Source organism: Sporosarcina sp. E16_8 (assembly GCF_017347095.1).
GTDB lineage: Bacteria > Bacillota > Bacilli > Bacillales_A > Planococcaceae > Sporosarcina.
In genome coordinates, this window is record NZ_JADPRZ010000067.1 from 1 (window position 1) to 16319 (window position 16319).

Consider the following 16319-nt stretch of genomic DNA (forward strand, 5'->3'; position numbering starts at 1 on the left):
CTTCCATAGTTTTGTTGGACACTCCCCCGTTGGTTGGACACTTTCACGGGTTGGTTGCAGACTCCCAGGGATTGGTTGGACACTTTCGGAGCTTGGTTGGACACTTCCATAGTTTCGTTGGAAACTCCAATCTAAAACCACATCCTAAATTCCAAATATCCCCGCGCATAGGCTACCTAAAAATCACTACTCCCCAAAGCCTTTTCAATAAATAAGATGACCAGCTCTGGATCAAATTGAATACCTGCATTTTTTTGCAGTTCTGCCACTGCAACTTCGCTTGACAGAGCTCTGTGATACGCTCTTTCACTGGTCATAGCATCATAGGCGTCTGTTATAGCTATGATTCTTGACTCAAATGGTATTTCCTTGCCTTTTAAGCCTCTAGGATAGCCTTTTCCATCCCATCTTTCATGATGAGATAATACATACTCTGCCATATTAGACATATCATTGGCTGTATTTAGAATTCTAAAGCCTATTTCTGAATGGCGCTTAATTTCTTTCCATTCATTGTCCGTAAGTTTACCTGGCTTATTGAGTATATTTTCATCTATTGCTATTTTACCTATATCATGAAGTAATCCAACTGTTTTGAGTTCCATAATTTTATATGTAGATAGTCCCAGAACTTCTCCCATGCGTTCGCATAGTTTTGAAACTCTTTGGGAGTGCTCTTCCAAACTCTTATTTTTTTCATGAAGTGTTTTAATGATAATATCAACGGTCTTTTCCTTCATGCTTGGGCTTTCAAAAAGTTTATTATTATACATATGTTTGTCTGCTTTTTTTAATACTTCTTGAATATTATCTTCCTCATTATTCTTAGTTTCATAACCAAACGAAATAGAAACATCAATAGAACCTACTTTTTCTGGTAATAACAGTTCGCTGATGCGTTTGATAATTAGCTCTGCTTCAAAAGCCTCCGTTTTAGGTAATAGAATAACAAACTCATCCCCACCAGTTCTAGAAACAATATGTTCAGCCCGGCAGCCCTTTTTAATTACTTCTGCAGACTTTTTCAGCAACTCATCGCCCATGGCGTGTCCAAAGGAATCATTGATCAGTTTTAATCCATTTATATCTCCTACAACTATAGTCAAAGGCAGGTTTTCAGTTGTATCTAGTCTCTTTAACTTTTCTTCGAAAAATCTTCTGTTATATAATCCTGTCAATTGGTCATGGTGGCTAAGATATAAAATCTCTTCGTTTTGAAAAACAAGTTCTTTGTTCGCAATGAGTAACTCTTCTGCACGTTTTGCTTTTTCTTCGTTTTGAAAGACAAGTTCTTTATTCGCAATGAGTAACTCAGCTGCATGTTTTACTTTTTCAGCGTTTTGAAAGACAAGCTCTATATTCGCAATGACTAATTCTGCTGCACGGTCTGCTTTCTCTTCCGTTTGAAAGACAAGTTCCTTATTCGCAATGAGTAACTCGGCTGCACGGTCTGCTTTCTCTTCGTTTTGAAAGACAAGTTCTTTATTCGCAATGAGTAACTCGGCTGCACGTTTTGCTTTCTCTTCGTTTTGAAAGACAAGTTCCTTATTCGCAATGAGTAACTCAGCTGCACGTTTTGCTTTCTCTTCGTTTTGAAAGACAAGTTCTTTGTTCGCAATGAGTAACTCAGCTGCACGTTTTGCTTTCTCTTCGTTTTGAAAAACAAGCTCTTTATTCGCGATGAGTAACTCGGCTGCATGTTTTGCTTTCTCTTCGTTTTGAAAGACAAGTTCTTTGTTCGCAATAAGTAACTCGGCCGCACGTTTTGCTTTCTCTTCGTTTTGAAAGACGAGTTCTTTGTTCGCAATAAGTAACTCTGCCGCACGTTTTGCTTTCTCTTCGTTTTGAAAGACAAGTTCCTTATTCGCAATGACTAATTCTGCTGCACGGTCGGCTTTCTCTTCCGTTTGATAGACAAGCTCTTTATTCGCAATGACTAGTTCTGCTGCACGGTCGGCTTTCTCTTCCGTTTGATAGATAAGTTCCTTGTTCGCAATGACTAATTCTGCTGCACGGTCGGCTTTCTCTTCCGTTTGATAGACAAGTTCTTTGTTCGCAATGACTAATTCTGCTGCACGGTCCGCTTTCTCTTCCGTTTGATAGACAAGTTCTTTGTTCGCAATGACTAATTCTGCTGCACGGTCGGCTCTCTCTTCCGATTGAAAGACAAGTTCTTGAACCCTCGCTTTGAGTTCGCTCTCAATATCCTCTTTTTCCTCCACCACCTCGTGCTCTGTAATCTTGTGGATAGTTTTGAATATATATTTACCAGCACTCAATTCGACTATTTCAGATGACATTAGTCCTGTGAAGACGGTTCCATCTTTCCGTCTGAAAATCACTTCTTTAGAATCACATGAACCCTTTTCGCTTAGTTCATTTAGTCTCTTATTGTGTTCCTCAGGATTTGCATACAGATTTATCCCAAGACAGGTTTTTCCGATGAATTCCTCGTGAGCATAACCTAAAAGAGTTGTAAACTCTTTATTTGCATTTACAATCAATCCATCATTCAAGCGAATAGTTAACACCATAACACCACATCAGGGTTAGTTTGGTTTGTAAGTTTAGGGGAATATCTCTTCACCTTACACCATCTAGTAGGGGGTTCTGAAAACTCTTTCTTGTCACCATTTAGCTTTGCGGTCAATTCAAAGTTCCACAACACCGAAAAAATCTTTTCCTTCAAACTTTCCTCCAATGAGGAGATAGCTACTTCTATATAATTGGTTATTTCAACGGTATAGTCCAACGTTTTTCATTCCACCTATTCTTCAAGATATGCTAGCGTACTTTAATTTCCATTTAAATTACACATACATATATTTCCCGATATTTTACTGTTCGCGATACGCCATAAACTTTATATTGTAGTGATTCGTTCTCTGTAATAAATCGCCTGAATCCTTATATTGCTCTTGAATTTGTCGCAGCATCTGATCCGTTACAGCACGTTCACCGTTGTAACTAGTGTATTTTTGTAGATTATAGGAGCCGGCTGGCGTATTGCTATACAAAACGATCCTTGATCTACTGGTTTGAGCGTGTTCCTGATCTTCAGGTATTCCATAAACTCCATCTGTTTCACCACCAGTGAATTCGTGATAGAATCTGCGTAAATTCTACATGTATCTATACCCCATAAGAAATTCGTTCACAAAACTCTAGTATACAGGAGGTTTCACCTATAATGAAACCTAAGTAAATTACCATTGTAGTGAAAGTTCCCTATCCTTGACGAAACGGCAAATAATTGAATAACCATACAAAAAAACCAGACAGTGGACTCTCGCCAATTTGCCTGGTTTTCATTCTATTAGTATGCCAATACGGCGAGTTGCCTGAACACTATAATCCGCAGGTACCTGTCACTTACAGTTTAATCATTCCTAAGTTATAGAGCTAACCCTTTGTCTGCATTTCAATTGCCTTTACGACCCGTTCTCCCAATTCCGGCGATGCATTGTCCAGATACTTCAAGACAATGCGTCGCGTTTCATGGGATATGCCTGCAAGATCAGCAGAAAGATTAGTTACTAGATGGTCTTGTTGCTCAGGGGGAAGTGCGTTATAATATTGCCCGGCCTGCGTAAAATCATCCTGTTTTGACAAATCAGATCGTACAAGATGCCCCTCCACATATCTGTCATTGCCGCTTGTCACAAGTGAATCTGGCGTCCAGTTTGCCTGATGATTGATAGGTATTTTGCGAAAACCTGGTCCAAGCCGACGACGCTGGGAATCTGAGTAAATATTGGCGCGTCCCTGCAGCATTTTATCATCTGACAATTCTGCTCCTTCCAAAAGATTGGAAGGTGAAAACGCCACTTTCTCCACTTGTTCCATATAGTCGTCCGTGTTTCGGTTCAATGTCATGCGGCCAACTGGTATAAGAGGGTACTGCCGTTCATCCCAAACTTTAGTATCATCTAACGGGTCATAAGGAAGATTGGTTTCATCTTCGGGATTCATAATCTGCACATAAAGCCCATATACAACTGGCTTTCCCATTGCTATTGTATCGTGCAAATCCTTACCTGCAATATCCGGATTCTCGCCGTTCCACTTAGCGGCTTCTTGACTGTCAATATACTGCTCCCCTGCATAAGGAACCCAGTGATATTTGACATAGCTACGAATGCCTTGTTTATTCTTCCAGACATAGGTGTTCACACTATGGCCCGGCATATGGCGAAAGCTTTTTACTGTGCCTGCATCAGAGTAAAGCCGAACAACAAAATGAGTTGATTCTGGCGCCCTGGCTACGAAGCTCCAGAACCGTTCGGGATCCATCAAATTAGTTTCTGGCGAGGGTGAAAAAGCCCTTATGGTTTCTGGAAAACGCATGGCATCTCGTACTAAGAATACCGGGATATGGTTGAAGACCATATCAAATATACCCTCTTCAGTATAAAACTTAGTAGAAAAGCCACGCACATTTCGTGAGGTATCCGGAGTCCCTTTATTGCTTACGGCCAACGAAAATCTTACCGTAACTGGAACTTGCTGCCCAGGTTTTTGTAAAAAGCAAAGCTTTGTATATGTCGCCATAGAATACACGGTCTCAAAGTAACCGAATGCACCAAAACCCTTAGCGTGCACTGGTCTTTCTAAAATTGTTGAATGGATAAAGGTCTCCAATGTTTCATGCAAAATACTGTCCTGCTCCAGTACAGGACCTCTTTCACCCACAGTCTGTGAATGCATATCCTCAGCACTTACTTTTGGACTATTTCTGTTTAGATGCGTGGAAGGGCCTGATTCCCCTCCTTTATTTTCTCTCATAGTTATTTCTGCCTCCTGTAGTACCCACAAGATAATTTCCTAAGATACTCTATTATTTATGTGAGGCTCCATACAATTATGAATTTAGCTAGCTGAATTACCACGCAAAAAAAACCAGACATCCGCGTACATGTCCAATCTCAAAAGGGTATCTATATTTGACAAGATGACGCATAATTTACTCATTTGAATAAAAAACAAGTTAGTCGGACATCCATCTGTAAACCTGATTTTGAATTTATTATAATAAAATCGCAGTGTATACTCTGAATCCTTCCACGCACAGCGTACCGAAATGCAGCGCAAACCACATAATTGGGATGCGCTGCTTTTCGACGTTATTCCTTCACTCTTTCCATTGCTTCCAAAAGCGCACGTTCCGTTTTATGATTAACATCATCAACCATTTGGGATATCCGGAATAAATCAAAATAAAGCCATATGTACGGCGCCAAAGCGATGAGAACTATATATATATTTTCTGACAATAGATACATATAATCAATAAGAGTTCCATTCAATAACCCTACAATTCCAAATACAATAACTGTGATATGTAGTAGAAATGCATATGTCAGTCCAAAAACAGAAAATGGGGTTGGGCCGATATAAAAACGATGTACAAATAGATGACCGAGAAAAATTAGTAACAGATAAGCTGTTTCAGGTCTTTTCTTGCGATTTGCATAATCAAAATCTAACAGAAGAATCTCTTCTTTTGTCAATTTACTTTTATTAATAAAGTCCATAACTCTAAATACCTCCAAATAATATAGTCATTACTATTTAACCACATTTTCACTAAACATGATATAATAGGACTATATATTTAATTGTAAGGAGGTATGAATTATGAAATGTTCCAAATGTGGAACTAAAATGTCGACTCATCAAAAATCATGTCATAATTGCGGGAATACTGATATTTTCAAGTTGAATAAAGGAAATGCTACCTACCTTTCAGCTTTTACAGCAATTATCGCAGTTAGTACCATCGTCATTATACTTGTCATAACGTTTAAAATGGATCGTGACAGTTATAGCATATCCGATTTAGCTTCTGAATTTACTGAAACTTTAACAAACCCTTCCACCGCTGTTGAGCATAACGACTATGATTCTGTTCAAAATAATGATATATCCAGCTACCCAGAACCCGACTCAGAATCCACATCTGTACAGCAATCAGAGAGCGTCGCGATGGCATATGAAGAACGAGCAGCTGAAACGCCAATCGTGACGAATTCATATGATGATTCGTACGAGGATTATGAAGAAGTAGAAGTAGAAGAACAAGTAGTGAATGATGATTACGACTATTACACTGCTTTAGACCACCAAGTTGAAAACTTTATTATCCAATTTCGCGACGCGTATAGTATCGCTTTGAATAATGATGATTTTTCCTATGTTGAGCCTTTTCTATCGTATGACAGTGAAGCTTATCATGAAATAAAAGAATATATGGGCGACATTTCCGGTAATAGTTATACATTTGACTTCAAGGAAAATAGTATATTCCAGATTTCTACTAACATTCATAATATGTCTGCAGAGTCGTATGAAGTATTCCACTTTACAGACAACGTCGGCAAAATAACACTATATGAACGATATAAAACATACATACTTTTGGCTGATCAGTCAGGAAATTGGTCAATTACCAACATCGACATTACCGATACATCGAAAAACTGAAGACACCCCATTCACGTGAATGGGGTGTCTTCAACTAGGGTTTCATTCCTGACATTGAGCTATTACGTTAAAGTTAATTTCTTTTTCATTTTTTGCAATGTGATAAAGTCCCCTTGATTCACTAACATGCATCGGAGTGCCCCTAGTCCTGCTTTCAAGCTTGCCTTTTAATTTATAAGCGATTTGTATTTTTTTATCAAACGACATTTTACTTATAGCAATGGTGATGGTACTGCCGTCACTAAAAATGATCTGCGTTCGCTTATTTGGTAACTCAATTGTTTCCTCAATATGATGTAAAGCAAACCAGATACAGTCGCATTTCAAAGGTGATTTACTCGGAAACCAATAGAGATCTAATTTTTCATTCACGATGACGGGATACATTTTCCCTTTCCCCAAAATCATATTAGCCCCATCGCCGGCGCCCCTGAGACTAGAACCATAGTATTTTAAGCTTAAATCTATAAGTGCGGTTGGCTCCAGCTCCACTACAAACGGTGAGCTGTTATCCAAAACGGTAGTAAACAAATTGCCAGATTCATACCTCGGTAAAAATAAAATAGTGCTATACGTTATCACATAATTAGTCAAATTCACCATTCCCAGTTCCCCCCTTTATCGATACCACTTATCTATCTATCCAACTCCCGAATTAAGCCGCTTAAATTTAAGTGATTCAGGAACTATTCTTGTGACCCACTTTACCACTTCCGTCACCTCCTTTACGGTGTAGCAAAATAATCAATGCTACACTCTTTTTTCCTATTTGATAAAGTTAATCTTCAATCAGAGGGGGTTTTCTTCATCCCCCACTTATTCTTCTGGTGTCCTTGTAGACTAGAAGAATAAGTGGGGGTCTTACTGCCCGTTAATGCGGGACAAATTAACCACTTTTTCATTCCTTTTATACATTCATAAATTGCGGCCATTTAAGATATCCGTGCTCCGAAATAGCAATTCGTATCTTCGGATTAAGTTCCACAATCAAGAAAAAAACTAGTTAAAACAAACCACAACTTTACACCTATACAACTCATTCAATTCGACATAAAAATGTAAATACCTTCTTTTATTTATACTATTCTGGCATTTATGAACATTTTGTAAAATGGTCCATTTATTTCGGAAATACTGTCGAAGTTTAGTGCCTGTGCATCAAATAAAGACAAGCAATTCACTCAACCAAATAAAAATACGGGGTAGTCTGACATATCCCCGTAAACCTGATTTTCATTATATTATTATTAAATCGTGGTATATATTCTCACCTGAAAATGAATAACCACGCAAAAAAGATTGGACATCCGCGTACATGTCCAATCTTCATCTTATAAAGTTAATCTTCAATCATATAGGGGTCTTACTACCCATTAAAGTGGGACAAACAGAACGGCACCTGAAATTAAGGCTTATTTCAACATCTTACATGCTTGCGTTTAAAACCAATCTTTCCTTTATCGACTCCTTTTTGAATGATTTCACAAGCATTTAGGTAACTGGTTTTTTTGTTGTCCCGTTTGACTTCTACTATTCCTATTGCTTTTGAGGTCTCGATTGCCTTATCATGGAGCGGTAAATATGAAATCCCCACGGTGTATAGAAAATTATTCATAGCGGATTTCGTTCGTTCTGGCGAATCATGAATCGTATTTTTCACACTATCTAGCATATTGGAAATCTTGCTCTCTGAAAACTCAACGTCGGGTCGATTCCCTAAAAGCCAACAGTAGCAACTCCAGCCCGCCGACATTCTCAGCTCTTCACCGCTTGCGATCCATTTATCAGCAACTTGTTGTGCAATATCCGATTCTGATAAAGTTACGGCCACTACAAAATCGGACAGCATATAAAAATACGCAGCATCCATCCAACGATCATAATCCGACTCCGTCATGGCTTTTGGATCTGCAATAATGCCTGCAAAGTACATGGCATCGTAGTTCCCTGTGGCATAAAGCTCTTCGGCTAAAGGCTGATTTAGTTTAATTTTCTTGACGATTGGTTTCATAGCACCTGTACCCACGCCAAAAAGCGGCTCGTGCGCTCCATTGGATATATATATTTTCTTCATTCGTTCTTTGCCAAGGCCTTCAAGCTCCTGCATAACCATTTCTAAATTCATCGTTTAGCACTCCCTTTTTGTTGGTGTTTTCCCCCTACTATTTTGCCCATTACATACATCTCCATTATCCTATAACAAACCACTATTTGTCAGCAAAACAACCGTATACGCACATGAGCGTTATGCAGAAATCCACTTAATGCATGTTGGCACTTTGGTGGTCCTTCATCTACCCCACTCCAAAAGCATTCGTACAAAAGTGCCCATGCTTTTCGGGGACGAAAGAAGAACTGGCATCTTACATGGAGAAAAGCCGCCAAAGATGCAATTTTGGCGGCTGATCCTTTCTTTATGGTTTTCTCTTTTTCATTTTAAAGAAGTGTCACTTTCTATAAGACATCACATGATTAGATACATACTCTTCGCTAAAAGGTAGCAAGAAGCACATTATACAACGAGCAAAAGTGCCCGAAATTTCATCTTCGGGCACTTGCACTCTCTATAGAAAGTCATCTATTCTTTTCTTCCAAAACAACTGCATTTTTCACTTAAATCGTGTAGGTATGCGACAGGCAACTAGTCGTAACAGTGTTATTGAAAATAACTGATTAATCATTAGTCGTGATTATATTATAGTGCAGTAACTGACTAACTTTGAGCATAGCGACCCTGAAGGTAGTACCTTATCAGTCTAAAATCTTAATGTTAACTGTTTTGCGACCCCACTCAAGTGCGTCTTGTTCATCTGGAATAAAGACATCAATAATGTCGCCTTTAATAGCACTGCCGATATCTCCCGCTATTGCTTCACCGTAGCCTTCAACCCATACACGCGAGCCAAGTGGAATGACTGCCGGATCGACTGCGATGACTTTTTGGTTGGGATTTGAGCGTATGTCAATTCCCGTTGACGTGATTCCCGAACAGCCTTCACAATTAGCTGTATACGCCGTTGCTGTCACAGTCAACTTTTTTGCTACTGGATCGGCAGTTGCTGATGTATGAACTGGTTTAGTTGCTGGCTTTGAATCTACTTTTGATCCTTGCAACACTAGCTGATCACCTGGGTGGATTAAATCACTTGAACTGTTATTCCACTTCATTAATTCATTTACTGAAATGCCATTTTTATTGGCGATGCCGATCAGTGTATCGCCTTTCGCAACCACATATGTATCTACCTTATTTTCTACTTTAAGATTTTGGGATGGATATATAAGTGTTGAGTCTAAATCGTTCAATGTCTGTAATTCTTCTACGCTAACATTACTCGCTTGTGAAATAGACCATAATGTATCTCCTGATTGTACCGTGTGAACGCTAGATGCAGAAGCTTGTCCTGCCGCCCCCACTGATAATACTGCAATTGCTGCAATTGCAATGATGTGTTTTTTCATATGATGAATTTCCTCCTTCTCACTAACAAGCACTAGCATACCACCCGAATATGTCATAGCCATTGCTGTGAGATGTGCATGGGGTTTCAATTGTGTGACACAATTCACTTCACTATTGTTTCAGCGTTTCGCGAACACCAACGTCCCGTAAGGTAGCATCTTTCACCTGATGCTCCCGCCTTACTGAATAAACTGGACGACTGAAATTTCCGCGGTCATTTATGCAACACTAGTGATACTAGCTACCTAAAATGAATCTTTTTCACTCATTACATCTAAACTTTCTAACGCTTCCTGTAACGGCTTCTTTAAAAATGGTGCCAATGTTTTTGCGTACTGCGCAGTAAGGTGGTTATTGTCGCGATAAACAATCACATTCCCGATGACAGGATAACAAATTTGATCATCACAGAAGTAATCAGTCAGATCGGCAAATATCACGTTTGATGGAATCCCCTCTGTATTTTCCCATGGCAATACTTTCGATACCCCTTCGTCTCGTGTTATTGCACATTCTAATGGGTTGTCTGCATTTTCTAAACAACTCGGAATATCCTTTTTCATACGCGGATTATCTCGCACAGCGAATACTGTCGTGATGCCTTCAAGTTGCCTCCACTGACCGATATACCCGACTGGAACTGTATCATGCTTATTTAACGTAGAAGTCGTAAATACTAAATCAGGTGGATTTTCTTGTAAATGTTTTAGTAAGTTCGCATTCCACTTTAAACACGTTTTGGTTAAATGATTTTCCGTGTCTTCATTTGTAAAGCGACAACCATCATGATTGTACAAATCAAGTTGAAAATTCATCTCCTTAGCCAAAATCTCTAGCGCTGGAAACCAATGCCCTGAATGCGATCCGCCAACTAATGCGATTGTATAATCTGGATTGTCTGATTCATTAAAAGAACATTTCTTTACGTGAATTTGACCCTTTCCTAAGCATTCCATTTGGCCATAAAATGCTGGTAAATCTTGATTAATAGCTAACGGAGATGGAATGGGTTCAAACCCTTTAGGTGCCTCAGTCTTGTCGAAGATAGCCCTCGCACCAGGATAATCCTTTTCATCGTAAACAGGTACAAGCATGTCTGCCTTCACATCATCGATATACAATGAAATCAGGATCGTTGAGCTGGCAGCAATACCAAATTCCCATACCCGTGCAAATGTATCGAAATAGGCCCATGGTTGATTGACATTTGTTTGATAAACCGAATAACTAATCGATGCCGCACAAATAATGATCAATGCGACTAAAAATGTTTTACGCTCAGGCGTTTTGAAAACCTTTTGTGCAAGAAAATAGACCGTTATGATTAAAATTGGCCAACTACTATATAGCTGTCCTTGCACTCCGAGTGACCAATAATGCTGAAACGGACTAGCAGAATTATCTTGTGCTAAATAATCAACCGCATCAAATGCCAAGCGCCAGTTTTCATAATAAAATATAGACGCAGTCATATGGGTAATGATTTCGCCCCACTGGATTTGTGGTAAAAACAGTAACGAAAAGCCTCCGACTACAACAATGACTAACAAAGCTTGCGTAAATAATCTTCTAGATAACCCTAAAAAATACTCTCCCAGTTTAATCGTACCCATTCTTTCCATTCGGGATAGAAGAGATGTCGTCATTAAAAACCCTGAAAGAATAAAAAATACATCTACGCCTCCAGATACTCTACCGAACCAAATATGATAGACAGCAATGAGTAAAGTTGCGATAGTTCTGATTCCTTTAATTTCCGGACGATACCTCTTCTCAGGCTTTCTTAAGTCCGTCATACGTTAATTCTATCTTTTCTACCTAACAATTTTTGTTCTTCCTGTAGACACTAATACCTTCACCTTTACTAGGGCTTAATCGACAACTAAGCCCTGACAGAACGGGGCAAACGGCCTACCCATTACTAACTAACTCAACTTTCGCACCAAATGTTGAGTTAGGATTATGTATAAAATCTACTTGCATGGGGTAATCAAAGCGATAGAACAGCTAGCACTTTTCTCCCTGACTTAACACGGGAGGCATACCCAAGCGCCGCTGCAAATTTAGTTGGACTACTATTTTAACATAAAGATATAGCGTGTAAGTTGATTTATCCAAACATCTATGATGGTAATAATAGGTTGAATTAGTACACAGTATAAAGGCTCAATGCGCCGCCTTCTCCTGCTGTCCATTATCAGGTCGCTGTGGACAAGGTGAACGCTATAGAATTACCTGGAAACCGAGCAATAAGATAAGTGACTTTGTCAGCGTATTTTAGTGCACATACCTAAAGCTAAAAGTGACTAGACGGAAACGAAACTGGCATTCGAATGCTTATTGCCACTACTGCCTTACGTTCAAGTAGATCGTGTAGGATGACATGAAGGGGGTACCCACTATAGGCCATTCAATCCTCATTTAATCAATATCGTCTGATGAAAAGTAATTACTGAGAGAATACTGTTTATTGATGATATAATAGTAGTAAAGGGGCGTGATTATCGTGGGTATGGATTTCTTTCAAGTGAATTTACCAACGGATTTTCTACCATTAATCAATTCGTTGGACGGAATAAGTATTGATGGTAAGGTAAAAGTATCGTTAGCCATTGGACTTTTTGTTGAAAAGCAGGTGACTCTCGCAAAGGCAGCAGAGCTTTCGGGTAAAACAGTAGGTGAATTTATTGACCTATTACGTTTAAAGAAAATTTCATGGATGGAATATACTGAGGAACATTTGGATGATGACGAACGAGCAATCCGTGAATTATTACGAGATAGCAGTAATGAGTAAAAGTGAAATAGTTACTAATTCAACACCAATTATTGGACTATCTATTTTAGGGCAACTACATCTTTTGGCTGAATTATTTGAACAAGTATATGTTCCAACAGCTGTTTATCAGGAAATTGTTCATAGTGATTCCCCGCGGCAGTATGGCAAAAAAGAATTAGAAAGGTTGGTTAGTAGGGGTATCTTCACATTATATAATGTTGATAATAGCGTAATGGTAAAGAAATTATATGGAAAGCTACATGAAGGTGAATTAGAGGTCATCGTTGGAGCAAAAGAACTTGATTTACAATTCGTTGCGATTGATGAACATGCGGCAAGAACACTGACTAAAACTTTTCTTTTGAAGCCCATTGGAACGATTGGGATTTTAATCTTGGCTAAGAAGTTAAATAAGATTGAAAAGGTAAAACCGTTTTTAGATACTTTGTTAAGTAATGGTTTCCATATTTCTAAGAAACTATATCAACAGGCTTTGGTTCAAGCTGGTGAGCTGTAGGTAATCCAATGGGTTGCCTTTTTTATTTGAATTTGGTGCCTGTGCATCAATAAAATGAACGGAAATACAAAATAGACAGAGTATTTTTCTACACGTACCTAAAGCTAAAATTAGACCTCTATCTTCTATCCCCTTACCTCATATACCCTTCCACCAACTCATAGTAGAGTTCCTTCATCAGGGTTGCCATGGTGCCATGTAGACAAGGGGTTATGTGCTGCCACCTGAAAATCATGATGTAATACTCTTTATTTATCTGATTAATTCAACACCTAGTTAGCTGAAATTTCAATACTGCTATATACTTTCCTGTTGCCAAAATGTAGTATTAGAGTAAATAGAAGGGTGGATGACCAGTGAATGTTGAATAAAATAATTAAAGTTATTTTACTAGTTGTTTTGCTGTTTGGAGTCAGTTTATACAACGTCGATACGGCAAATGCAGAAACAAAAGTTATGTGGGGTGAAACAGAATTTAAAGCGGGTCAAATAGGGAAAATCACAGTATTAGCTAATACGCCTTTAGTAAAGGTAGGTAGTAACGGTAAATTAACTACTGTAAGAACTCTGAAAAAAGGTGAAGGATTTAGAGTGTATCAATATAAAAACCAAAATGGTGGTTTATATGGCATAGGTGGCGGAACTTTTGTACAAAAAAATTCTAAGGTGAAGTATGAAACACCTTCAAAAAATCAACTTGTTTCATTATCTATAGTATCAGGTGGGCTTGCCCCAAAAATCGGATTAAATCTTACATATTATCCAAATTTCACTGACGACTCACAAAGGAGATTTACTGTTTCCAATGAATCTTCAGGAGGCAAAAAGTATATTTCTTTGATTTATGGAAATTCTTTCACGGGTGGATACTCCTATACAGAAAGTAGTAGACGTATTTCGATGGGGGTCAATGAAACTGACTGGGTTTTATTTGATTTTGCATACCCAATGATTCAAGGAAAACAAACGAAATCATTTTACCTTGATGAAGACTGGGATGAAGTTTTCGAATATGTACATGTCAAAAGTACAACGAGCACCGTCACTGTAAAAGCTGGAACATTTAAAAATGTCGTGATCATTAAATACTCAAATGGTGGAACGTATTACTTCGCCCCTGGCTATGGTGTCATTAAAGCTGTAGATCCAGACGGTAAAATCGTAACTGAATTGATTTCCATACACTGATATATTTATTAACTAAATAGTAACGATTGATGTAAACATTGATGCTGCACTTGAAAAGATAACGAATGATAATGTGATCCACGTATCGAATCCATAATCCAAGACGCTTTAATTTTGCATCTGTGGAGGAAAAAATAGTTAATTATTTGTTTAATATAGTGATATAATTAGCTAGATATTTTATTTCATTTTCATGGAGGATGTACAGATGAATCATTCATTACCTTCTCAAACGTCCCGTTCCAAAAAGACGTTTGTTTACATTTTGATATTTTTGTTGATTGCCATTGCGGGATTGGCCTATTTGAAATGGATTCCGTATTATAGCAAAAGCATCTTGGCCATTACTTCCCATTCAATCGGGGATTCCATTTTGGGGGATCCGTCTGAGTCAGGATCTTTCTCTTGGCAAGGCGCTTGGTCCTATGCCTTAATTTATTTCAATTCCGTTTGGAAAGCGGCTGTTCTGGGTATTCTATTGGGCTCTTTAGTGCAGGTTTTATTGCCGGCAAACTGGTTGCTCAGAGTACTTGGTAAAACTTCTTTTGGCAGCACCGCAATTGGGGGCCTTTCCTCACTTCCAGGCATGATGTGTACCTGTTGTGCTGCACCAGTTGCTGTCGGACTACGCAAGAAAAATGTCTCTGTAGGCGCTAGCCTTGCTTTTTGGCTCGGCAACCCGACCTTGAACCCTGCCACGCTAATTTTCATGACATTTGTTTTGTCTTGGAAATTCACTTTACTCCGTCTGGTGTTCGGTGTTATTTTGACTTTTGGCGTCAGCTATCTGGCCAATCGTTTTGTGCCTGCTGTAAAACAGGTGGATATTGATAAAATCATGGAAAAAGCGGAAGAGGTGGAAGCAGGCTCCTTCATTTCGAGATGGATGAAAAGCTTAGGAAGAATGACTTTGTATATTCTTCCGGCCTATATCCTATCCGTTCTATTGATGGGGGCCGTTCGTGTATGGTTATTCCCGCATGTGAGCGAAGCCTCTGCCAATACCATTTTCACAATTATCATTTTTGCAATTGCAGGTATGTTATTTGTGATTCCGACAGCTGCGGAAATTCCTATCATCCAAACGTTCATGTCCTTTGGGCTCGGCGGTGGTCCGGCTGCAGCACTGTTAATCACATTGCCTTCAATCAGCCTGCCATCCCTGTTGTTAGTTGCAAAGTCGTTCCCTACAAAAGTCTTGTTTTTTGTAGCAGGATCCGTGGTATTACTGGGGATCCTATGCGGTGTAATTGGTATGTATATTTTATAAGGGATAGTTGTTCACAATGCCTGTGTAGGAGACGTAATATGTCTTTTGCACAGGCTTTTTTTTGGGGGGAATAGAAGACGTTTAGTAATTGGTGCAGGGTGGAATGGTAATTAAGTTTGGATATTGAAGTAAATAACTAATTCACGCCTTATAAATATATAATTGTCGGAGTAGCATCGTGCATAGGTGACTGAAATTAGAAACTTCGGGGGGGGTGCTTGGAAACCTCCACGTTGGTTGGACACTTTGAGGATTTCGTTGGACACTTGGCCGAGTTGGTTGGAAAGCTCGGGGCTTTTGTTGGACACTCCAGAGAGTTGGTTGGAAAGCTCCCCGTTGGTTGGACACTTTGAGGCTTTCGTTGGACACTTGGCCGAGTTTGTTGGAAACCTCCAGGCCTTTGTTGGACACTTCGAAGGGTTTGTTGGAAACCTCCACGTTGGTTGGACACTTTGAGGATTTCGTTGGACACTTGGCTGAGTTTGTTGGAAAGCTCCAGGCCTTTGTTGGAAACTTGCCCGAGTTTGTTGGAAACCTCCACGTTGGTTGGACACTTTGAGGATTTCGTTGGACACTTCGCCGAGTTGGTTGGAAAGCTCCAGGCGTTTGTTGGAAACTC

At 39.2% G+C, this 16319-nt stretch carries 13 protein-coding genes; 6 read left to right on the plus strand and 7 right to left on the minus strand.

The genetic code is table 11. The features are described 5' to 3' along the window. Window positions 1-176: 176 nt before the first annotated feature. From I2484_RS19510 to I2484_RS19520, 3 genes are all read right to left on the minus strand, one after another. Window positions 177-2534: an HD domain-containing phosphohydrolase gene (locus tag I2484_RS19510; protein ID WP_207152739.1), complete on the minus strand. Its 2358-nt coding sequence runs from the start codon at window positions 2532-2534 to the stop codon at window positions 177-179. A gap of 868 nt (window positions 2535-3402) precedes the next feature. Next, window positions 3403-4785, minus strand: coding sequence for a catalase (locus tag I2484_RS19515; RefSeq protein WP_207152740.1), 1383 nt, complete (start codon window positions 4783-4785; stop codon window positions 3403-3405). 338 nt (window positions 4786-5123) lie between these two features. Further along, window positions 5124-5534 (minus strand): TM2 domain-containing protein, encoded by a 411-nt coding sequence (locus I2484_RS19520; RefSeq protein WP_207152741.1) that lies wholly within the window; start codon window positions 5532-5534, stop codon window positions 5124-5126. Window positions 5535-5637: 103 nt separating this feature from the next. Here I2484_RS19520 and I2484_RS19525 point away from each other — a divergent pair, with 103 nt between their 5' ends. Further along, window positions 5638-6483: a zinc ribbon domain-containing protein gene (locus tag I2484_RS19525; RefSeq protein WP_207152742.1), complete on the plus strand. Its 846-nt coding sequence runs from the start codon at window positions 5638-5640 to the stop codon at window positions 6481-6483. Window positions 6484-6525: 42 nt separating this feature from the next. Here the strand turns inward: I2484_RS19525 and I2484_RS19530 are convergent, their stop codons facing one another. From I2484_RS19530 to I2484_RS19545, 4 genes are all read right to left on the minus strand, one after another. Beyond that, window positions 6526-7086 (minus strand): competence protein ComK, encoded by a 561-nt coding sequence (locus I2484_RS19530; RefSeq protein ID WP_207152743.1) that lies wholly within the window; start codon window positions 7084-7086, stop codon window positions 6526-6528. Window positions 7087-7900: 814 nt separating this feature from the next. Then, entirely contained in the window at window positions 7901-8608 is a 708-nt protein-coding gene (locus I2484_RS19535; RefSeq protein WP_207152744.1) for a DNA alkylation repair protein, read from the minus strand. A gap of 626 nt (window positions 8609-9234) precedes the next feature. Next, entirely contained in the window at window positions 9235-9945 is a 711-nt protein-coding gene (locus I2484_RS19540; protein ID WP_207152745.1) for a LysM peptidoglycan-binding domain-containing protein, read from the minus strand. A gap of 246 nt (window positions 9946-10191) precedes the next feature. Continuing rightward, on the minus strand, window positions 10192-11742 hold the full coding sequence (locus I2484_RS19545; protein ID WP_207152746.1) for an acyltransferase family protein: 1551 nt from the start codon (window positions 11740-11742) through the stop codon (window positions 10192-10194). Between the two features lie 716 nt (window positions 11743-12458). Here I2484_RS19545 and I2484_RS19550 point away from each other — a divergent pair. The 5 genes from I2484_RS19550 to I2484_RS21710 all read left to right on the plus strand — a co-directional run bounded on the left by I2484_RS19550 (window position 12459) and on the right by I2484_RS21710 (window position 16053). Continuing rightward, window positions 12459-12743, plus strand: coding sequence for a UPF0175 family protein (locus I2484_RS19550; RefSeq protein WP_207152750.1), 285 nt, complete (start codon window positions 12459-12461; stop codon window positions 12741-12743). Further along, entirely contained in the window at window positions 12736-13242 is a 507-nt protein-coding gene (locus I2484_RS19555) for a PIN domain-containing protein (RefSeq protein WP_207152747.1), read from the plus strand. Before I2484_RS19550 ends, I2484_RS19555 begins: the two co-directional genes overlap by 8 nt. Before the next feature lie 360 nt (window positions 13243-13602). Further along, entirely contained in the window at window positions 13603-14430 is an 828-nt protein-coding gene (locus I2484_RS19560; protein ID WP_207152748.1) for a hypothetical protein, read from the plus strand. A gap of 208 nt (window positions 14431-14638) precedes the next feature. Next, window positions 14639-15700: a permease gene (locus I2484_RS19565; protein ID WP_207152749.1), complete on the plus strand. Its 1062-nt coding sequence runs from the start codon at window positions 14639-14641 to the stop codon at window positions 15698-15700. A 218-nt stretch (window positions 15701-15918) separates the two neighbouring features. Then, complete coding sequence (locus I2484_RS21710) at window positions 15919-16053, plus strand: hypothetical protein (protein ID WP_255551621.1); 135 nt, start codon at window positions 15919-15921, stop codon at window positions 16051-16053. Window positions 16054-16319 lie beyond the last annotated feature (266 nt).